This is a genomic window from Micromonospora sp. WMMD723 (genome assembly GCF_049863385.1).
GTDB lineage: Bacteria > Actinomycetota > Actinomycetes > Mycobacteriales > Micromonosporaceae > Micromonospora > Micromonospora wenchangensis.
In genome coordinates, this window is the sequence record NZ_JBMKNR010000001.1 from 3,072,390 (window position 1) to 3,092,823 (window position 20,434).

The 20,434-nt window shown below is 69.8% G+C and carries 17 protein-coding genes, 1 tRNA gene and 1 other RNA gene; 14 read left to right on the forward strand and 5 right to left on the reverse strand.

The features are described from left to right. Positions 1 to 10 precede the first annotated feature (10 nt). Positions 11 to 997 (reverse strand): hypothetical protein, encoded by a 987-nt coding sequence (locus ACN261_RS14045; RefSeq protein WP_425850446.1) that lies wholly within the window; start codon positions 995 to 997, stop codon positions 11 to 13. 449 nt (positions 998 to 1,446) lie between these two features. Between ACN261_RS14045 and pruA the strand changes: the two genes are divergently transcribed. The 8 genes from pruA to ACN261_RS14085 all read left to right on the forward strand — a co-directional run bounded on the left by pruA (position 1,447) and on the right by ACN261_RS14085 (position 9,031). Beyond that, entirely contained in the window at positions 1,447 to 3,075 is a 1,629-nt protein-coding gene (gene pruA, locus ACN261_RS14050; protein WP_425850448.1) for an L-glutamate gamma-semialdehyde dehydrogenase, read from the forward strand. Between the two features lie 220 nt (positions 3,076 to 3,295). Then, positions 3,296 to 3,811, forward strand: coding sequence for a PadR family transcriptional regulator (locus tag ACN261_RS14055; protein WP_067306179.1), 516 nt, complete (start codon positions 3,296 to 3,298; stop codon positions 3,809 to 3,811). A gap of 64 nt (positions 3,812 to 3,875) precedes the next feature. Then, positions 3,876 to 4,997, forward strand: a complete 1,122-nt coding sequence (gene prfB / locus ACN261_RS14060) for a peptide chain release factor 2 (RefSeq protein WP_421485727.1) — start codon at positions 3,876 to 3,878, stop codon at positions 4,995 to 4,997. 118 nt (positions 4,998 to 5,115) lie between these two features. Further along, entirely contained in the window at positions 5,116 to 5,796 is a 681-nt protein-coding gene (gene ftsE / locus ACN261_RS14065; RefSeq protein WP_088642977.1) for a cell division ATP-binding protein FtsE, read from the forward strand. 70 nt (positions 5,797 to 5,866) lie between these two features. Beyond that, positions 5,867 to 6,742 carry a permease-like cell division protein FtsX gene (gene ftsX / locus ACN261_RS14070; protein ID WP_204927318.1) on the forward strand — a complete coding sequence of 292 codons (876 nt, stop codon included), beginning with the start codon at positions 5,867 to 5,869 and terminating at the stop codon, positions 6,740 to 6,742. A 134-nt stretch (positions 6,743 to 6,876) separates the two neighbouring features. After that, positions 6,877 to 7,356 (forward strand): SsrA-binding protein SmpB, encoded by a 480-nt coding sequence (gene smpB, locus ACN261_RS14075; RefSeq protein ID WP_204927317.1) that lies wholly within the window; start codon positions 6,877 to 6,879, stop codon positions 7,354 to 7,356. A 105-nt stretch (positions 7,357 to 7,461) separates the two neighbouring features. Then, positions 7,462 to 7,837: a transfer-messenger RNA gene (gene ssrA, locus ACN261_RS14080) on the forward strand. 213 nt (positions 7,838 to 8,050) lie between these two features. Then, positions 8,051 to 9,031 (forward strand): hypothetical protein, encoded by a 981-nt coding sequence (locus ACN261_RS14085; RefSeq protein WP_425850453.1) that lies wholly within the window; start codon positions 8,051 to 8,053, stop codon positions 9,029 to 9,031. A 164-nt stretch (positions 9,032 to 9,195) separates the two neighbouring features. Here the strand turns inward: ACN261_RS14085 and mdlC are convergent, their stop codons facing one another. Together mdlC and ACN261_RS14095 are read right to left on the reverse strand one after the other, a co-directional pair. Further along, positions 9,196 to 10,791, reverse strand: a complete 1,596-nt coding sequence (mdlC, locus tag ACN261_RS14090; protein ID WP_425850455.1) for a benzoylformate decarboxylase — start codon at positions 10,789 to 10,791, stop codon at positions 9,196 to 9,198. Between the two features lie 154 nt (positions 10,792 to 10,945). After that, complete coding sequence (locus ACN261_RS14095) at positions 10,946 to 11,749, reverse strand: S-methyl-5'-thioadenosine phosphorylase (protein ID WP_421485730.1); 804 nt, start codon at positions 11,747 to 11,749, stop codon at positions 10,946 to 10,948. A gap of 141 nt (positions 11,750 to 11,890) precedes the next feature. Between ACN261_RS14095 and ACN261_RS14100 the strand changes: the two genes are divergently transcribed. Then, on the forward strand, positions 11,891 to 12,490 hold the full coding sequence (locus ACN261_RS14100) for a YqgE/AlgH family protein (protein WP_088642982.1): 600 nt from the start codon (positions 11,891 to 11,893) through the stop codon (positions 12,488 to 12,490). An 85-nt stretch (positions 12,491 to 12,575) separates the two neighbouring features. After that, a tRNA-Ala gene (locus tag ACN261_RS14105) sits at positions 12,576 to 12,648 on the forward strand. A 443-nt stretch (positions 12,649 to 13,091) separates the two neighbouring features. Here ACN261_RS14105 and ACN261_RS14110 read toward each other — a convergent pair. Further along, positions 13,092 to 13,220: a hypothetical protein gene (locus tag ACN261_RS14110; protein ID WP_255553766.1), complete on the reverse strand. Its 129-nt coding sequence runs from the start codon at positions 13,218 to 13,220 to the stop codon at positions 13,092 to 13,094. A gap of 521 nt (positions 13,221 to 13,741) precedes the next feature. On the opposite strand from ACN261_RS14110, the gene ACN261_RS14115 reads away from it, so the two are divergent. Genes ACN261_RS14115 through ACN261_RS14130 form a run of 4 tightly spaced genes read left to right on the forward strand, consistent with a single transcriptional unit; the run spans position 13,742 to position 17,319 of the window. Continuing rightward, complete coding sequence (locus ACN261_RS14115) at positions 13,742 to 14,707, forward strand: ABC transporter substrate-binding protein (protein WP_204927313.1); 966 nt, start codon at positions 13,742 to 13,744, stop codon at positions 14,705 to 14,707. Between the two features lie 51 nt (positions 14,708 to 14,758). After that, entirely contained in the window at positions 14,759 to 15,610 is an 852-nt protein-coding gene (locus ACN261_RS14120) for an ABC transporter permease (protein WP_425850459.1), read from the forward strand. Further along, positions 15,607 to 16,449: an ABC transporter permease gene (locus ACN261_RS14125; protein WP_204927311.1), complete on the forward strand. Its 843-nt coding sequence runs from the start codon at positions 15,607 to 15,609 to the stop codon at positions 16,447 to 16,449. Before ACN261_RS14120 ends, ACN261_RS14125 begins: the two co-directional genes overlap by 4 nt. 24 nt (positions 16,450 to 16,473) lie before the next feature. Beyond that, on the forward strand, positions 16,474 to 17,319 hold the full coding sequence (locus ACN261_RS14130) for an ABC transporter ATP-binding protein (protein ID WP_364311221.1): 846 nt from the start codon (positions 16,474 to 16,476) through the stop codon (positions 17,317 to 17,319). A 124-nt stretch (positions 17,320 to 17,443) separates the two neighbouring features. Here ACN261_RS14130 and ACN261_RS14135 read toward each other — a convergent pair whose 3' ends face one another. Then, positions 17,444 to 19,786 carry a hypothetical protein gene (locus tag ACN261_RS14135; protein ID WP_144081827.1) on the reverse strand — a complete coding sequence of 781 codons (2,343 nt, stop codon included), beginning with the start codon at positions 19,784 to 19,786 and terminating at the stop codon, positions 17,444 to 17,446. Positions 19,787 to 20,434: the final 648 nt, after the last annotated feature.

Sequence of the window (20,434 nt, forward strand, 5' to 3'; positions counted from 1 at the left end):
GCGGGCCGGATCAGTCCTCGGCGGCGTCCGCCGGGTCGTCGTCGCGCGGGGTCGGGCCGAGGGTGCGGCCGAAGAGGACGACGGTGGTCAACGCGCCCACGAAGAGCACCCAGATGCCGTTGTCGATCCGCGAGGTGCCCATGCTGGTCTGGGCCACCGCGTCCGCTTCGCTCAACGCGCCCGCCAGGTCCAGCAGGGTCCGCCCGCCGATCCGGATGATCACCTCGGTGAGCAGTAGGAGCAGGCCGGGCCCGGCCCCGGCCAGCAGGTAGGCCGGCCAGCGCGGGGCCGTGGCCTCCGGGGCGTGCCGGACGGCCCGGCGGCGGGCCCAGGTCAGGTAGCCGAAGGCGAGCAGCCCGGCCACCAGCCCGCCGAGCAGCGACTCGGTGCGGGAGACCCACTTCGCGGCGCCGACCAGCGACGCCTGGGAGTCGCCGGCCCCGAACAGGTCGAACAGCGGGTCCCGGGCCTGGCTGAACAGCACCACGAACAGCAGTGTGCCGAGGGCGGCGGTGACCACCGCGCCGACCGGGGCCGGGGTACGCGCCCCGGCCAGCGCCCCACCGATGATGGCCGCCGCCGCGCTGGTGCCGGCGATGGTGTTGGTGGTGGCGTTGTCGGCGTACGTCAGGTTGATCGCCAGTGCGGCGCCCAGCCCGACCAGCATGCCGGCTCCGATCGCCGCCGCGAAGCGCAGCGCTGCCCGGTCGCCGAGCCGGCGGGCGGCCAGCTCGCTCGCGGCCAGCGCGACGGCCGCCCCGGCGACCAGGGCGGCGGAGATCACCCCGGGCAGGGCGAAGGCGGACAGCGTGATCGCGGTGAGGCCGACCGCCGCCGAGTGGATCGCCTCCCGGGTGGACCAGAGCATCGCCGCCAGCCAGCCGAGGGCCAGCGCCGCCAGCACGGGCGTGCCCGGTGCGTACCCGGTGCGCCCGGCCGGCCGCTCCGGCGACCGGTCGATGGACTCGGCCGTCGAGCTGCCGGGCTGGTTGCTCATCGTCTCCCCTTCGACACCGCGCCACCCCGGCACCGGGACGGGCCTCACCCTCCGAACCAGCGTACGCGGACGGGCCGGACCGCCCCGGGCTGGGCGTGGCGGCGCCCGGCCTGCCCGGGGGCCGGGCGCGGGCGGGCCGCCCGGGACGCCGGGCCGACGTGCCTGGGTGTGCCGGCGGGCCGGCCCGGCCGTGGGAACCGGTCCGCCCTGTCTTTCTTCGTTCGGATAGCGCTTCCGCTGCGGAATCTTCACCGAACAGCAGGTGTCCGCCTCGTGATCCACGGTGTGGGGCGGGCAGGGCGTGAGCCTGCCGAGCCGGGCGTGGGAGAATCGCCGGAGGTCCCGCCGCCGCGATCAGCTACCCCGCGCGGTGTCCGGCGTCCGGCCGTCCGGTCGGTGCCTGCGGGTCCGATTTCGCCGCCGCTGTCGAGATCGCCCAGGAGCCTGTGATGGACGCCGTGTTCTCCGTACCCGAGCCGCGCAACGAGCCGGTACGCACCTACGAGCCGGGCAGCGCCGACCGGGAGCGGCTGGAGCGGCGGCTGACCGAGCTGGCCGCCGACCGGATCGACCTGCCGATGACCATCGCCGGTGAGCAGCGGATGGCCGGCGGTGACCCGATCGACGTGGTCCAGCCGCACCGGCACGCGCACGTGCTCGGGGTCACCGGTCACGCCACCCACGACGACGCCCGCGCCGCCGTGCGGGCCGCCAAGGACGCCGCGCCGATGTGGCGGGCGCTGCCGTTCGAGGAGCGGGCCGCGGTCTTCCTGCGCGCCGCCGAACTGCTGGCCGGCCCGTGGCGGGACACCCTCAACGCGGCCACCATGCTCGGCCAGTCCAAGACCGCCGTCCAGGCCGAGATCGACGCGGCCTGCGAGTTCATCGATTTCCTCCGGTTCAACGTGCACTTCGCCCGGGAGCTGCTGGCCGCCCAGCCGAACTCGTCGCCGGGGGTGTGGAACCGGTTCGACCACCGCCCGCTGGAGGGGTTCGTCTACGCGGTGACCCCGTTCAACTTCACCGCGATCGCCGGCAACCTGCCGTCCGCGCCGGCCCTGCTCGGCAACACCGTGGTCTGGAAGCCGGGCCCGACCCAGCAGTTCGCGGCGCACTTCACCATGCGGCTGTTCGAGGCGGCCGGCCTGCCCCCCGGCGTGATCAACATGGTCACCGGGCGGGGCGAGGAGGTCTCCGACGTGGTGCTCGCCGACCCGGACCTGGCCGGCATCCACTTCACCGGCTCGACCAAGGTCTTCCAGCAGCTGTGGCGCACGGTCGGTGAGAACATCGCCTCCTACCGTGGCTACCCCCGGCTGGTCGGGGAGACCGGCGGCAAGGACTTCGTCGTCGCGCACACCAGCGCCGACGTCGACGCCCTGCACACCGCGCTGATCCGGGGCGCCTACGAGTACCAGGGCCAGAAGTGCTCGGCCGCCTCGCGGGCGTACGTGCCCCGGTCGCTGTGGTCCGGCGGGCTGCGGGACCGGCTGGCCGCCACCGCCGACGCGTTGACCTACGGCGACGTGACCGATTTCGGCAACTTCGGCGGTGCGGTGATCGACGCCCGCGCGTTCGACAGGCACACCGCCGCGCTGGAGCTGATCGGCGGGGACCCCAGCTGTCGGGTGCTGGCCGGTGGCACCGCCGACGACACGGTCGGGTGGTTCGTCCGGCCGACCCTGTTCGAGTGCACCGACCCGGCCCACGAGACGTTCACCACCGAGTACTTCGGCCCGATCCTCGGTGTGCACGTCTTCGACGACGCCCGGTTCGACGACGTGGTCGCCCAGGCCGAGTCGATCGCCCCGTACGCGCTGACCGGGTCGGTCTTCGCCACCGACCGCCGGGTGATCGACGCGGTGGCCGAGAAGATGCGGTACGCGGCCGGCAACTTCTACGTCAACGACAAGCCGACCGGCGCTGTGGTCGGGCAGCAGCCGTTCGGGGGCGCGCGGGCCAGCGGCACCAACGACAAGGCCGGCTCCTGGCACAACCTGGTCCGCTGGATGTCCCCCCGGACCATCAAGGAGACGTTCGTGCCGCCGACCGACCACACGTACCCGCACATGGGCTGAGCCCGCGACGGCCGGCGGTGGCGTGCGACGACGTCCCCGCCGGCCGGGCCCGCCCGACCCGGCGACGGGCCGGCACGCCCTGCGCGGTCGGGTCCGGGGCGGCGGTCGGGGGTGGTCCTGGGAGCACTGTCGTCGGCCGACAGTGCACATTGGAAATCCTCCCGGGTGGCAAATCCGGAAATCCTGGACGCCGGGACGGCAAAGTGGCAGCTTAGAGGGCATGGCGGATTCCGGAGTCAACCCCACCGCGGCGGCCCTGCTGGGTCTGTTGCACGAGGGGCCGATGACAGGTGGCCAACTGATGGCCGCCGCTGAGCGCCGACTGGCGCCGTACTGGTCGATGACACGCAGCCAGGTCTACCGTGAGTTGCCGGTGCTGGCTGAGCGTGGTTTCGTGCGGCTGGGCAAGCCCGGGCCGCGGATGAGTCAACCCTACGCGATAACCGCGGCCGGCAAGCGGACCTTCTCCCGCTGGCTGGCGGAGAATCCCGGTCGGGACACCATCCGCAACCCGATCGCCCTGCGGATCGCGTTCGGCAACCTGCACTCGGCCAGCCAGCTCAAGAACCTCTACGCCTCGGCGAACGAATACCACACCGAGGCCCTCGCCTACGTCCGCGAACAGGTCAAGACCGCCAAGAAGGAGGGCGACGAGTACGACGCCAGCGCGCTGGAGTTCGCCGTCGCCTACCACAAGGCCGCGCTGTCCTGGCTCAAGACCGCCCCGGTCGGCTGATCATCCGCCCTGGTAGGTGGTGTGACGTGAGCGGACCGCCGCACGCACAGTACGCTTGTCTGTCGTGACCGCTGCCGATTACGCCGAACAGCTCAAGGAACTCGACGCGACCCTGCGCAACATCGAGTCGGTGCTCGACCTCGACCGTCTGCGGGAGGAGAAGGCCCGGCTGGAGGAGCAGGCGTCCGCGCCGGATCTCTGGGACGACCAGGCCAAGGCACAGCAGGTGACCTCGCAGTTGTCGTACGTCAACGGCGAGATCAGCAAGCTGGGCAGCCTGCGGTCCGGGCTCGACGACGCCCGGGTGCTGCTGGAGCTGGCCGAGGACGAGGCCGACTCCGGGGCGCTGGGCGAGGTCGAGTCCGAGATCGCCACGCTGACCAAGGCCATCCAGGAGATGGAGGTCCGCACCCTGCTCTCCGGCGAGTACGACTCCCGGGAGGCGCTGGTCGCCATCCGGGCGGGCGCCGGTGGGGTGGACGCGGCCGACTTCGCCGAGATGCTGCTGCGGATGTACCTGCGCTGGGCGGAGCGGCACGGCTACCCGACGGAGGTCTACGAGACCTCGTACGCCGAGGAGGCGGGCCTCAAGTCCGCCACCTTCACCGTCAAGGTGCCGTACGCCTACGGCACGCTCAGCGTCGAGTCGGGCACGCACCGGCTGGTCCGGATCAGCCCGTTCGACAACCAGGGCCGCCGGCAGACCAGCTTCGCCGGGGTGGAGGTGCTGCCGGTCACCGAGCAGACCGACCACATCGACATCCCGGAGAACGAGGTCCGGGTGGACGTCTACCGCTCCTCGGGGCCGGGTGGGCAGAGCGTCAACACCACCGACTCGGCGGTGCGGCTCACCCACATCCCCACCGGCATCGTGGTGACCTGCCAGAACGAGAAGTCCCAGCTCCAGAACAAGGCCTCCGCGATGCGGGTGCTCCAGTCCCGGCTGCTGGAGCGCAAGCGGCAGGAGGAGGAGGCGAAGCTGGCCGGCCTGAAGACCGGCGGCACCAGCTCCTGGGGCGACCAGATGCGCTCGTACGTCCTGCACCCCTATCAGATGGTGAAGGATCTGCGAACCGAGCAGGAGACCGGCAATCCGTCCTCGGTCTTCGACGGCGAGCTGGACAGCTTCATCGAAGCCGGTATCCGCTGGCGCAAGCAGCAGCAGCTCGCCAACGACGCTGCGTGATCGAGTGTGAACGGGGCGCGTCGTCGATCCCGGGTTGACCGGGCGAATCGATGACGCGTCCCGCATCGGCGGGGCGTGCCACTTGGCTCTGCGGTTACACCGCGTAGACTCACCACCCGTGATTCAGCTTGAGCAAGTGACGAAGACGTACCCGAAGGCGTCCCGGCCTTCGCTCGACAACGTGTCCGTCTCGATCGAGAAGGGCGAGTTCGTCTTCTTCATCGGACCATCCGGCTCCGGCAAGTCCACGATCATCAAGATGCTGCTGCACGAGGTCGCCCCCAACAAGGGCCGGGTCATCGTCAACGGCAAGGACGTCACGTCGATGCGCTCCTGGAAGCGACCCCACTTCCGGCGCTCCATCGGCTGCGTCTTCCAGGACTTCCGGCTGCTGCCGAACCGCACCGCCTACGAGAACGTGGCGTTCGCCCTGGAGGTGATCGGCAAGACCAAGGCGGTGGCCCGCCGGGTCGTGCCCGAGGTGTTGGAGCTGGTCGGTCTCGGTGGCAAGGAGCACCGGTACCCGCACGAGCTGTCCGGTGGAGAGCAGCAGCGGGTCGCGGTGGCGCGGGCGTTCGTGAACCGTCCGCTGATCCTGCTGGCGGACGAGCCGACCGGAAACCTGGACCCGGACACCTCGATCGAGATCATGCGCCTGCTGGACCGGATCAACCGCACCGGCACGACCGTCGTGATGGTCACACACGACTCCAACATCGTGAACCAGATGCGCCGTCGCGTCGTCGAGATCGAAAGCGGCCGCATCGTGCGCGACCAGGCCCGCGGCGTCTACGGGTGAGCCGGCGCTCCACCCCTGCCGTACGACCTGACGACGAACACCTCACGCCGGAGAGCCGGAGGAACACCCGATGCGGATGAAGTACGTCCTGTCCGAGGTACTGGTCGGACTGTGGCGCAACGTCACCATGACCGTCGCGATGATCATTACGATGGCGGTCTCGCTGACCATGCTCGGCGCCAGTGGCCTGATGTACAAGCAGGTCGGCGACATGAAGGACCTCTACTACAAGAACGTCGAAGTCTCGATCTTCCTGAAGACCGACGTCACCGAGCAGCAGCGCACCGACCTCGATGCCAAGCTGAAGAGCGACCCCCTGGTCAAGGAGGTCCTCTACGTCAACAAGGACGAGGCGTACAAGACCTTCAAGGAGATGTACCAGGACGCACCCGACCTGGTGAACGCCGTGAAGCCGGACCTGCTGCCCGAGTCGTTCCGGCTGAAGCTGGTCAACCCGGAGCAGTACAAGAACATCTACGACCAGTACCAGGGCACCGAGGGCGTCGACGTGATCGTCGACCAGAGCCGGCTGCTGGACAAGATCTTCAACGTGCTCACCGCGATCCAGAACATCGCGCTGGCCGCCGCCGTGGTGATGGCGATCGCCGCGCTGCTGCTGGTCGCGAACACCATCCAGGTGGCCGCGTACAGCAAGCGGCGTGAGGTCGCGGTCATGAAGCTGGTCGGCGCGTCGAACTGGTTCATCCAGGCGCCGTTCGTGCTGGAGGCGGTGGTCGCCGGCCTGATCGGCTCGCTGCTGGGCCTGGTCGCGCTGATCGGGGCGAAACAACTGCTGTTCAGCGGCTCGTTGAAGGCGCTGGAGGGGCTGCTCTCGCCCGTCCAGTGGTCGGACATCTTCCTGATGTTCCCGCTGATGGCCGGCGTCGGTGGCCTGATCAGCGCCGCCACCGCCTGGGTCACGCTCCGCTTCTACCTGCGGGTCTAGTCACCGCAGGCTCTCCGTGGGGACCCTCCCGCGCCGGAATAAACGGCGCGGGAGGGTCCTTGTCGTTCGGGTAGCATGATCCCCGCTCACCGGCCGGGTGGTCGGTGCGCGTAGTGGAAGGGAGGTGGCGCCGGATGCCACGGGAAAAGGGCCGCAAGGTGGTCGCCTCCAACCGGAAGGCCCGCCACGACTACGCCATCCTCGACACCTACGAGGCGGGCATGGCGTTGACCGGCACCGAGGTCAAGTCGCTGCGTGCCGGGCGGGCCTCGCTGGTCGACGCCTTCGCCCAGGAACGCGACGGCGAGTTGTTCCTGCACGGCATGCACATCCCGGAGTACACCCAGGGCACCTGGACCAACCATGAGCCCCGGCGTACCCGCAAGCTGCTGCTGAAGCGGATGGAGATCGACAAGTTGATCGGCAAGACCCGCGAGGGGGGCCTGACCATGGTCCCGTTGCAGGTCTACTTCTCCGACGGCTGGGCCAAGGTGGAGATCGCCCTGGCCAAGGGCAAGAAGTCGTACGACAAGCGGCAGGACCTCGCCAAGCGGGACGCCGACCGGGAGATCGCCCGGGTGTCCGGTCGCCGGGGCAAGGGGATGGACGACTGATTCGTCCCGTCTGTCCGGGTCGGCGTGCCGGGCCGGGGCTCGGGATGAAACCCGTTGCGGCAGGCGTTAGTCTGGACAGTGCCGCCACACCCGGCGGCCCGTCGAGGGGGTGACTGGTTTCGACTTCGTACGCAGCGACAGGGGAAGCGAGCCGAGGAAGCCGACGTCGTCTCGAGAATCGGTCGTCGGAAACCAATAAGCGCCAAGCAAAATCGCGCTGACTTCGCTCTCGCCGCCTGAGGCGAGTAGTGAGTCTGTCGGCCTGGGAACGCCTTCGTCCCAGTTAGCCGGCATCAGCTAGAAGGCTGGCCAATCGGACCCGGTCGCGGGGTCCGTGCGGCGAGATCAATCAGCGACTGGGCCCGTCACACCAACTTGCTCGCGTGAGCGGTGGGGCCGAGTAGAGGCATAGCGAGCTGCGCTCGGAGAAGCCCTGACAAACCGGCGAAGGACCCGGGTTCGATTCCCGGCACCTCCACCACCTCGATGATGCGCCCCGGTCCCCACGGACCGGGGCGCATCACTGTTTCCCCGCCCGTCCCTGCCCGCCTCGCGCTGGTTGATCAAGAGGTTTGCGTCAAGTTGATCTCCAAGCTTGACGCAAACCTCTTGATCAACGGGATGGTGGCGGTGGGGCGGGGTGAGGCGTTGAGGGGGAGGGGAACCGGGAGGGGCGGGTGGGCGTCTCAGGGGGATGCGGCGACTCGTAGGGCTGGCGTGGGGATTGGGGCTCCTGGTGGCGGCGGGTGGGTGTGCGGCAGCCGGCTCGGTGCCCGGTGGTGCGGTGCCCGGTGGGGCGGTGGACGGCGGGGCGGTCGGGAATGATCCGGGTCGGCAGCGGGCGGCGTTCGACGAGCGGGCCGCCGAGGTCGCCGGGGCGTGGCGGCCCGGCCCCGAGTGGTCCAGCGGCTATCTGCCCCTGCAGGACGCCACGGTGCTCACCGGCCAGCCGGGCTTCGACGCCGGCACCGAGGCGGCCTTCCGCGCCGGCTGGTACCGGGACCAGATCGCGCTGCCGACCGCCGTACCCGCCGACGGGGCGATCCGGTTCCCCGACGGTGCCCTGACCGTCCCGCTGATCAGTGCCGCCGAGGCGTACCGGCAGCTGGACCAGGGCGACCCGCCACCGTGCGAGGGACGGCCCCGGGGACCACGGCCCGCCGAACCCACTGCCGGCACCCGGCCGGACGATCCGGTCTCCACCCAGGCCGCCTGCATCCCGCTGACGGTCACCGGGGTCATCCTGGGCACCGCCGAGGTGCGTACCAGCCGGGGGATCGCCGCCGTACCCGCCTGGATCTTCACCGTGGCGGAGCTGACCAGCCCGGTGGCCCGTCTGGCGGTGTCGCCCCGGGCGGTCACCGCCGCCCCGGAGCCCGCTATCCCGGACCGGTCCCTGCCGGCCGGGGTGGCCGGTGCCGACCGGCTCCGCCGGATCGACGGCGCCCGGCTGACGTACACGGTCGGCATGGGCGCCTGCGACAGCGGACCCACCGCCCTGGTGTGGGAGCGCGACGACGTGGTGGTGGTCGGCGGCGGGGTGGTCCGGGGCACCGGGGAGTGCATCGACCTGGCGGTGCTCAAGCCGGTCACCGTGACGTTGGCGGCCCCGCTCGGGAAACGCCCGGTGCTCGACGTCGCCACCGGCCGGGTGCTCACCCTCACCGCCCACTGACACACCCGGCCTCCCGCCGTATCCGGGCTCCCCGCCGGAGCGTCGCCCGCTGGCCGGTGATCAAGAGGTTTGCGTCACCTTCCCAGGCAAAGATGACGCAAACTTCTTGATCACCGCGGACGCGGACGGGGGCGGACGGGGACGGGGGCGGGGGCGGGGCGGGGTCAGAGGAGGGTGGGGATGGTGGTGCTGATCGGGGTGGGGAGCACGGTGGGGACGTCGGCGCGTAGCGCCTCGGTGAGCGCGTCGGCCAGGTCGGGCAGCGCGTCGACGACGCGGGTGGCGCAGCCGTAGCCCCGGGCGATGGCGGTGAGGTCGAGGCCCGGCAGGTCCAGTCCGGGCACCCCCGGGGTGGACTTCAGCTCGGCGAACGCCTTGAGGATGGCGTACTGCTGGTTCACCGGGACCAGCACGACCACCGGCAGCCGCAGCCGCGCGGCCGTCCACAACGCCTGCACGGAGTAGTGGAAGGAACCGTCCCCGATCACCGCGACCACCGGCCGGCCCCGCCCGGTGTCCCGCTCGGCGAGGGCGATACCCACGGCGGCCGGCAGCCCGTAGCCGAGTCCGCCGCTGGCCATGGTGAAGTACGACGCCGGGCGAGTCACCGGAAGCCGACGACGCAGCGCGGCGAGGTTCGACGGTGACTCCTGCACCAGCACCCCGTCGGCGGGCCAGCAGGCGGCCAGCGCGGCGAAGAGCGCGTCCGCGTCGGGCGGGTCGCCGGTTCCTGGCGGCTCCGGCGTCGGGCGGGGTGGCGGCGTCGGCCGGTCGGCCGCCGGCAGCAGGTCCAGCAGCGCGGCCAGGGTCAACCCTGCGTCACCGAGCAGGCTGTCCCCCACCGGGGCCCGCGCGGCCTCGTCCGCGTCGTCGGTGACGTGCAGCAGCCGGGCCCCGGGCGGCAGGTGGTCGCCGGGCACGTGCGGGTAGTAGCGGAACACCGGCGCGCCGACCACCAGCACCACGTCGTGCCCGGTGAGCTTCTCGGCCAGCGGGGCGATCGCGTACGGCAGCACCCCCCGGTAGTGCGGGTGGTGCTCCGGGAACGCGGCCCGCTCCGGCGCCGGCGCGGACCAGACCGGCGCGGCGAGCCGCTCGGCCACCGCCGCCGCCACCGGCCAGGCGGCGGCCCGGTCCACCGCCGCGCCGAGCACCAGCACCGGGTTGCGGGCGGCGGCGAGCAGCGCGGCGAACTCCCGCAGCCGACGCGGGTCGGGGGCGAACCGGGTGGCCACCGTCCGTACCTGCGGCGGCGGGTCCGCCGGCTGGTGCCAGTCGTCCAGCGGCAGGGAGAGGTAGACCGGGCCGCTCGGTGGTTGCGCCGCCGTGGCGTACGCCCGCATGAACGCCGCCGGGACGTCCTGCGCCCGCACCGGCTCGTGGCTCCACTTCACGTACGGCTGGGGCAGCTCGGTGGGGTGCCGGTTGGCCAGCCGGGGCTCCATCAGCAGCATCTCCCGGCTCTGCTGCCCGGCGGAGACGATCAGCGGCGTCCGGTTGTGCCACGCGGTGACCAGGTTGCCCATGCCGTTGCCGGTGCCCGGGGCGGTGTGCAGGTTGACGTGCGCCGGCCGGCCGGTGGCCTGGGCGTACCCGTCGGCCATGGCGACCGCCGACGCCTCGTGCAGGGCGTGCACGTAGTGGAAGTCGGCCGGGAAGTCCTGGAGGAACGGCTCCTCGGTCGAGCCGGGGTTGCCGAAGACCGTGGTCAGGCCGAGGGCGCGGAGCAGGTCGTAGGTGGTCTCCCGGACGGTCGCCATCGCCCTCCGCCTCCGTGTCCCCGACCCGTCCGGTGTCCGCCGGGACCGGACCCCTGACCTGCCGAATCTAGCGGGCGGCAGCCGGCGTTCCGCGCGCTTTACCGGCTATTGCCCTGTCCGGGGCGGGGACGCGTCCGGGGCGTGCGGCGACAGGTCAGGGGAGGGGGAACGGCGTCCGGATGCCGTCCAGCGCGTGCCCGCAGGGGCAGTCGCGGTCGGTCGGCAGGGCGGCCACCGCGTCCAGCAGTACGCCGCGCAGCCGGTCGGTGTTCTCGCCGAAGACCCGGAACACCTCCTCCTGGGTGACCGAGTCGCCCGCCTCCACCCCGGCGTCCAGGTCGGTGACCAGGGCGATGGAGGTGTAGCAGAGGGCCAGTTCGCGGGCGAGCACCGCCTCCGGGTGGCCGGTCATGTTGACCACCGTGCCGCCCATCGCGGCGTACCAGCGGGATTCCGCGCGGGTGGAGAAGCGTGGCCCCTCGACCACCACCACCGTGCCGCCGTCGACCGCCGGCACGTCGCGCCCGGCCGCCGCGTCGAGTAGGGTACGCCGCCCGACCGGGCAGTACGGGTCGCCGAACGCCACGTGCACCGCGCCCTGGTCGTAGTAGGTCTGCACCCGGCCGCTGGTGCGGTCGACGAGCTGGTCGGGCACCACGAACGTGCCGGGGCCCAACTCGGGGCGCAGCCCGCCGACGGCGCAGGGGGCGAGCACCTGGCGTACCCCGAGCGACCGCAGCGCCCACAGGTTCGCCCGGTACGGGATCAGGTGCGGAGGGTGGCGGTGATCACGCCCGTGCCGGGGCAGGAACGCCACCGACCGGCCGCCCACGGTGGCGATGGTGAGGACGTCCGAGGGGGCGCCGTAGGGGGTCTCGACCTGGTGTTCCGTGGCGTCGTCGAGGAGCGCGTACAGCCCCGAACCGCCGATCACCGCGATGTCCGCCGTCGGACCCATCGATCCTCCCTCGACCGCCCTCGATCACCTGTCGGTCAGACCTTAGCCACCGCACCGGGTGCAGGCTATGGTGCCAGGCATGGCGGTGAGAGCACAGATGGTCGGTGGTGCCCGGTTGTCGGACCCGGTGCGCGGCTGACGATGTCCGAGACGCAGGGGGAGGGACCGGCGATCAGCGGTCGTGCCGTGGAGTCGATGACCGGGCGGCTGCTGGTCGCGACGCCGGCCCTCAAGGACCCGAACTTCGATCGTACGGTGGTGCTGCTGGTCGCCCACGAGGCCAACGGGGCGCTCGGGGTGGTGCTCAACCGGGCCACCGAGGTGGCCGTCGCGGACGTCCTCGGCGAGTGGAGCGATCTCGCCCGGCATCCGGCGGTGCTCTTCGAGGGCGGCCCGGTGCAGCCGGAGTCGGCGATCTGCCTGGCCCGGATGCGTCATCCGATGCGCCGGCTGAAGGGATTCCAGCCGATCTCCGGCGCGGTCGGCACCGTCGACCTGTCCTCCGATCCGGAGCGGATGCGCGACAGCATCGGCGGCATCCGGGTGTTCGCCGGCTACTCCGGCTGGGGGTCCGGGCAACTGGAGCAGGAGATCGAGGACGGCTCCTGGTTCGTGCTCGACGCGCTGCCCGGGGACGCCTTCGTCGACCGCCCGGACGACCTCTGGCCGATGGTGCTGCGCCGACAGGGCGGCATGATGGCGGCCGTCGCACACTTCCCACCGGACGTGGCGTTGAACTGATCCGCCGGGGACCCCCGCGAGATGACCATGCTCGGCCGCGTGTGTATAGTTCTCTCCGTGCCCGGGCGACCGGGGACGACCGCAAGGGGCCGTGGCGCAGCTGGTAGCGCACCACACTGGCAGTGTGGGGGTCAGGGGTTCGAGTCCCCTCGGCTCCACCCTTGAGTCAACAGGTCAGCGGCCTGGTCGAGCATCGACCGGGCCGCTTTTCCGTGTCCGGCCCCGGTTGGCCACACCATCCGGGCCGGGGCAGCGTGCGTCGACGGGCTGACGATGCCGGACACCCCGGCACCGGCTGGGGTCGGTGGCGCGGGGTGGCCGGTCGTCCTGACTCCGCCCGTACCGGGCCGGCCGCCCGCGCGCTGGGGTGTGGGGACCGGCCCGCCTGCCCGGCTGGGGTTGCGGGGGTGGGCGGTCTCCTGCGCCGGGGCCGGCCGCGACGACGGAGGGGCCGTCACGGGTACGGGCGACGGACTGCCGCAGCTTCCGGGGCGCTGGGGTCACCGACGACGGGCTGCTCCGCCACGGGGTGGACAGGAGCGGCCGACGCGGACGGTGTGGCCGGATCCGGGCAGGGTGCGCCGAGGCGCGGAGCTGCCGATCAGAACGGAACGAGGGCCTTGCCCGCGCCGGTGCCGGGGCGGATGGCGGGGAACTCCGGTCCCTTCCAGTGGCCGATCGGCGCGCGGGTGATGGCGGGAACGGCCGCGACGGGCTCTTCCACGCTCATGTCCACTCCCGGGGGCCGGCGGCATCTGGTGGAGAAGCTAGTCGCCGGCACCGGCCCGGTCAACCAGGGGAGACGTATCGTTATCTGCCCGCCGACCTGCGTGTTCGCCGGGCCGGCCAGCGTGCCGACGGCCGGCCGGTGACGCAATGCGAGATAACATTCCGCATCTTGACAGGGGTTTTCGGGCCCCGTACCTTCGCTGCAAGTCGGCGAGGCGTCAGGGTGCTGCTGGGGTGCAGCCCGACCGCCCGAACCGACCGTGACCAGCGTTGCCCGGCCATGCCGTGACGCCGTCTGCGGTTCTCGCGGCCCTGATTGATCCCCTCGAACCGGCAATTCAGGCATTCAGCACCATCACCAAGTCGATGCAGCTCGCGTCGGACCCGCACCGCAGCAGCCAGGCGGTCGTATCCGTCGCGGCAGAGCCGTCCCTTCGTATCCACCGAACGCCCTCATTCCCGCCACCGGCACCGGCGACGGGAGACGTCGGGGCCACGCGCGAAGCACATAGGAGCATCACGATGAACACACGACGTACCGGTGCGATGGTCGCCCTCGCCGCGCTGCTCTTCACGAGCGCCTGCGGCGGAGCCGAAGGCGCTGCGGACAACGCGGACGGCACCACGAAGGTCTCCGTCACGACGTTCGGCTGCGAAATCTGGAACACCTGGGCGATCGGGAAGGGCGTCTACGGCAAGCACCGCCTCGACGTCGAACTGGTCCGCTCCGGGGGTGGCTCGGCGGCGGTCGCCGCAGTGCTCTCCGGGGCGGCCGACTTCGGCTACGTCAACGGCTACACCGCGATCAACGCCTACAACACCGGCTTCCCGATCCAGATGGTCTCCGGGGTGAACGTCAACGCGCTGCCGCCGGCCAAGCCCGCGCAGGGCGTCTTCGTCGGCAAGGACTCCCCGATCAAGGCGGCCGCCGACCTCGCCGGCAAGAAGATCGCGGTCAACGAGATCAACGGCATCAACCAGATCGTGACCGCGAGCTGGCTGAAGGCCAACGGGGTCGAGCCGGACAGCGTCAGCTTCGTGGCGTTGCCCTTCACCGAGCAGATCCCCGCCGTGCTCAGTGGACGGGTCGACGCCGCGCAGCTGGGCTACTCGCTGCTGGGCAACAACAACGACAACGTACGCAGCCTGGCCGACCCCTTCGCCAGCAGCGACAAGATCTACATCGCGACCTACGTCGCCGCCAAGAGCTTCGTCGGCAAGGGCGACGCCGCCAAACGCTTCCACGAGGCGATCGCCGAGACCGCGCAGCAGCTCAGCGACCCGGCCAATAAGGACGAGGCGTTCCGGCTGCTCTCCGAGTGCCAGAAGGTGCCTGCGGAGACCCTCGCCGCACAGCCGCAGAACGCCCTCGAAGCGGCCGTCGACGTCGCCGCGCTGGACCGGATGGCCCAGCAGATGGTCGACCTGAAGATGCTCCAGAAGAAGCCCGACCTGGGGCCCTTCGTCACCGACTTCGCGCGGTCCTGACCTGTCCTGTCGTCGCGGTAGGCGGGCCACCATGAGGGGAGAGGACGTGACATGGCGTCGGACGTCCACGTGATTGACCAGGTCGAGGCGGACGCCCGACCCACCGGCGGGCCCGTCGTGGCCCGCCGGTGGGGCCCCACACCCGACTGGGTGCTGGGAGTGGCGGGCGTGGTGACCATGTTCGTGCTGTGGGACCTGGTGGTCCGGTCCGGGGCGGTCTCGGTGGACTCCCTGCCGTACCCGGTGGACACCCTGCGACGCGCCGGCGAACTGCTCGTCGACGCGACGTTCCTGACCGAGGTGGCGCAGACCCTGTGGGCGTGGCTGCTCGCCATGCTCGTCGCCAGCGCCGTCGGCATTCCGCTGGGGCTGACCCTGGGCTACTTCTCCGCCCTCTACCGGCCGTCGTCCTCGGTGGTGCACGCCGGCCGGTCGATCCCCTCCTCGGCGTTCCTGCCGATCGCCATCCTGATGTTCGGCCTGGGCACCCAGATGAAGGTGTCCCTGGCGATCTACGCGATCTTCTGGCCGATCCTGCTCAACGCGATGTACGGCGTCCGCGACACCGAACCGCTGATGCTGGCCACGGGGCGGAGCATGGGCTGGACGCGTACCCGGCTGCTGACCCGGGTGGTGCTGCCGTCGGCGGCCCCGTCCATCGCCACCGGACTGCGGGTGGCCAGCTCGACGGCGCTCATCGTGGTGCTCTCCGCCGAACTGCTCGGTGCCACCAACGGGGTGGGAACAGTGATCACCACGTACCAGCAGGCGCAGCGACCCGACTTCGTCTATGCGGGGATTCTGCTCGTCGGCCTGCTCGGCATGGGCCTCTACTACGGCTTCAACCTGGTCGAGCGCCTGGTGGTGCCGTGGGGCCAGGCGCAGCGGGAGGGTGGACGATGAGCGGGCAGGGGTTGAGCCGGCCGGTGGTCACGTCGGCGCTGGCGGTGGGACGCGGGGTGCGGTCGCTGTGGCTGCTCGCCCTGCTGCTGGTGGTGTGGGAGGTCGCCGCCCGGATGGTGGGCTCCCTGTTCGTACCGCCGGTGTCGCAGATCTTCGGAGCGTTCGTCGACACCTGGCTGTCCGCGTCGCCGTCGTCGCTGTTCCTCAGTTCCCAGTTCCGGGCCGACGTCCTGCCGAGCCTCGTCCGGCTCGGCCTGGGCTACGGCGCGGCGACGGTGCTCGGCGTCGGACTCGGCATCCTGATCGGGGTGTGGCGGCCGGCCGGCGCGTTCTTCAACCCGCTGATCCGGCTGGGCATGTCGGTGCCGGTCACCGCCCTGCTGCCCATCGCCATCGTGCTGTTCGGCATCACCAGCGGGATGAACGTCTTCCTCATCGCGCTGGGCTGCCTCTGGCCGATCCTGATCAACACGTACGACGGTGTCCGGGGCATCGACCGGACGGTGGTCACCGCCGCCCGGAGCCTGCGACTGACCCGGCGGCGCTACTTCCTGCGGGTGCTGCTGCCCGGCGCCAGCCCCGCCATCTTCGCGGGGATGCGGATCAGCATCGGCATCGCGCTGGTCCTGATGGTGATCTCCGAGCTGTACGCCGCCACGGCCGGCCTCGGGTTCTACATCGTGAGCCAGCAGCGGCTGTTCCAGTTCCCGCAGCTCTGGTCGGCGATCGTCCTGCTGGCGCTGCTGGGCATCCTCTTCAACGCCGTCTTCGCCCTGGTCGAGCGGGTGCTGCTGCGGTGGCACCGCAACGTGCGCCCCGACAGCGCGGAAAGCCACTGACCCGACACCACGTAGGAGCCCCGGATGAACCCCGTGACGACCCGACCGCACCAGCCCGGTGCCGCCCTCGACACCCCCGTGCTCGACGTGCAGGAGTTGAGCAAGTCCTACCGGTCCCGCAAGGGCGACGTGCCCGCCGTACGCAGCATCGAGTTCGCCGTCCACGCCGGCCAGTTCGTGTCGGTGGTGGGGCCCTCCGGCTGCGGCAAGACCACCCTGATGATGTGCATCGCCGGGCTGCTGCCCATCTCCGGCGGCGCGGTCATGTTCCGGGGAGAACGCATGTCCGGCCCCCGCGACGGCGTGGCGGTCGTCTTCCAGGACTACAGCCGCTCGCTGTTCCCCTGGTTGACCGTCGAGAAGAACGTCGCCCTCCCGCTGCGCGACCGGGGCCTGCCCCGCACCGAGATCCGGCAGCGGGTGCAGGAGTCGCTGGAGATGGTCGGCCTGGCCCACGCCGCCGGGTTGCACCCGTGGCAGCTCTCCGGCGGCATGCAGCAGCGGGTCGCCATCGCCCGGGGGCTCGCCGTCCGGCCGGAAATGCTGATCATGGACGAGCCGTTCGCCTCGGTGGACGCCCAGACCCGGGCCAGCCTGGAGGACCTGCTGCTCAAGGTCTGGGCGGAGACCGGCACGACCGTGCTGTTCGTGACCCACGACATCGACGAGGCGGTGTACCTGTCCGACCGGGTGGTCGTACTGTCCCAGGGCCCGTCGGTCGTCGTGGCGGACCTGCCGGTCACCCTCGACCGGCCCCGCGACCAGATCGCGACCAAGCAGACCCCGCTCTTCGGGGAACTCCGCGAGCACGTCTACTCCCTGGTCATGGCCTCGCAGCGGCGGACCTCCCTGGCCGGGGAGCCGAGCTGACCGGGTGAACCGGGCCGCGCTGACGCGGCTACGGGCGGGACGGGCCCCTCAGGACCCGTCCCGCCCTTCTGTAGCGCTCTACTGCTCAGGATGCGCTAGGACTCGCCATGCGAGAACGACCGGTTCAGGGCCTGGGTGCTGGAGCTGAGCTGCGGACAAACTTCCCGTCTGACGCTTCCCCGACTCGCTGAGGCGACAGCTGACGACTGTAGATCTGGATCACATCGTCGGTGTCCCGGAAGATGATGATGTAGGACGTTCCATCGATTCCGGTCACTGCGGTCATGGTCGGGTCGGTCGCTGCATTTTCGGCTTTGTCGGGGTTCGGGTTCAATGGCTGCCACTGACCCCAGTTCGACGATCCCGGTGCCGTTTCGAAGATGTGTTGCAGCGTATTGTCATCTCGACGAACGACGATGGCGGTACGGCCGGACGGTGGGTCCAGAATAGTGTCGGGTGATCCGATGGCAGTGAGGCTTCCCACCTGTTGCCAGGTTGTGGGCCAGGTGCCGTCCAGGTTCTGGAACTTGGTCGAGATGTGACCGCTGGCGTCACGGATCACGATGCGCAGGCGATGCGCGGTCGAGAGCAACGCCGCCGGTGTTCCCTCTGCGGTACCACCCAGATCAGTCCAGCTCGATAGCGCGCCATCGGCGAAATACAGGGCTGTCTTTACCGTGCCGGTGGCGCTGACCGCCACCAGTCGGGCATCCTCGCCGTCCTTGACTACGGAAACTGTGCCGGTTAGGTCAGCGTCACCGAGGCTCTTCCAGAGAGGTGCTGCTCCTGCTTGGCGGTAGTTCCACAGCCGTCCGTCGATGTCGACGGCGAAGATCACATTGGTTCCGTCTCCCAGCGTCAGTGCGCTCGGAGGGCCCGCCATCGAACCACCGAGGGTCCGCGCGCTCTCCCAGGAAGGCAGGCTGGAGCCAGCCTGGGTGCTCTTCCAGGTGCTGCCGTCGATGCTCTGCACCGCTGCCTGAATTCGCTTGTCGGAGAGTTCGCTCAGCGTGGGTCGGCCCGTGAAAGCCTCGCTGCTCTCCGGGGTTTCCCACGCGATGTCATTGGGATTATCGGGGTCTGCCTTACCGCGGCGCATGCGCCCCAGGTTGTCGGTGTACCCGTAGAACAACAGGCCCAGAGTGGTGCCGTTGGGTGACTGCTGAATAGCCGATGTACGAGTAAATGGTGTCACCGGCTGGGGTAGGATCGGGTCGGCGAACCAGCCCTGCAGGTCGACCAGAATATGCAGCGTCCCTGCGCTGTTGTTCTTGACTCGGATCTTACCCTCGGTGCCAAGCTTGCTGACGGCAAAGCTTGACCGGGCGAGCTGGCCGGTAGTGAAGTTCGTCGTCGATGCCGCACTCGCAGTGCCATCGACCGGCCATACCGTCAAGAAACCGCTGCTAGCCGGGCTCACTGCAGTCAGGTTCAGTGCTGCTGCGGCGATGTCCCTGGTTGGCAGGCCGAACGCGCCACCAACGGCCACATCAACCGTACCGTTTGCTGGCACCGGCTGTCCGCTGCCGGCCGTCCTGGTATCCAACAAACGGCTTGCTGCCACCGTACGCAACCCTGCGCCCGTCGTCGGTGTGGCAGTGAAGTATGCCTGTACGGTCACGACCGCGTGTACCGCGCCACTACCCTTGTTCGTCAACACAACCTTGCCATTGGCGGGCAACTTCACGATCATTCCCATGGACGTGGTGCCCGCCGGATAGTCGATTGCGTTGGCCGCTGTGGCGTCGTTCTCGGGTGCCACAGAAAGCCAGCCAAGTGCTGTGGCGCCAGTCACGATCACATCGATGACTGCCGCCGAAGCGCCGGCAGGAACGACGCTTCCAGTCAAGGTCACAGTCCGGCTGCTGTTGCCCGCGATCGTGCCAGTGGTCGTCCCGAGGCCGCTGCGGGTATCGATCAACTTGGTGTGCGGCAGGGACACCAGGCCTCCACCCGTGGTGCCCGTACTACTGGTGAAGTAGCCTTGGACGTCCAGCTTGATATGGGTATTCCCTGAATGGTTGTAGACCACGATCTTGCCGTTGGCGCCGACGGTGACCACGATCGCGGAATTCGACAGCACCTGACCCGCGGAAGCATTGATCGTGGAAGCGTCGGGCCTATCGGATCCATCCGGGTAAACCGTCAGGAAAGTGTTCGCCGTTGGATTGATGGCCGTGACGTCTACCAGCAGTGCGCGGACGCCGTTGGCAGGAATGCCCCCGACCCCGAGTGCGGTCACCTTCGTCTCGGAACCAGCTGCTCGCGTGCCGGCCGTGCCGCCCACGCCCGTGCGGGTATCCAATAAAACACCGTTTGTCGCCAGGAAATCACCACCCTTGCCTGCTGCGTCCGCCAGCGCCGGGGATGACCCCTGAGTAATGGCAGTAGCAATGATCAAGATTGGTGCTAATAGGTAGGCTAAAAGCAATCGAGCCTTGATGTCCAGCTTTCCCGAATCGGTCATTCCATCCTCGCATGTGGGCGCAGTGGTTACTGTGTGGCAGGGTGGCCATTGCCAGTAGGTGCGGGTGCAGAAGTTTGACGACTGTTGAGGGGTTTCCATTGGACGTCGATCTGCTGGACACTGACGCACTTGCTCCTGCGGCTGTCAGCCACCGAGTTCGACGGTGGGAAACAGATCGGCTCCATAGATCGAAGAGGTGCGACCGGTTCAGTCGTGTTGCCTGCTCGCGTCGGGTCTTGCACACCAACGAGCGGAAGACTTCAGACAGCAATTCACAACGGCCCCCGTGCTAGCTCCGAAAGACCACGGGGAACTTACAGATCCCGGGGCGTGAATGGGAAGTGTCGTTACAAGTTGATGCCACAAAACGGGGCATAGGTGTTCCGAACGTAGTCGCGTGATCACTTTGAGTGATGCAAATCGCTGTGTCGACATCGAGTCGTCGAGTTGATCCGCGATCGCCCGTCGTGGTTGACCTGGCGGGGGTGGTGGGTGAGTGACGTCCTTGGCTCGGATGAAGTTGATCATCTTCTCGTGCCGTCCGATGGGTTCGTCGGGGCCTGCTGTGTCGTCTCGGCTTCCGCGCACTGCTTTCAGCTATGAATCCGTTGCTCACAGTTACCTGCCGTGGCATTTCGTCCGGCTCTG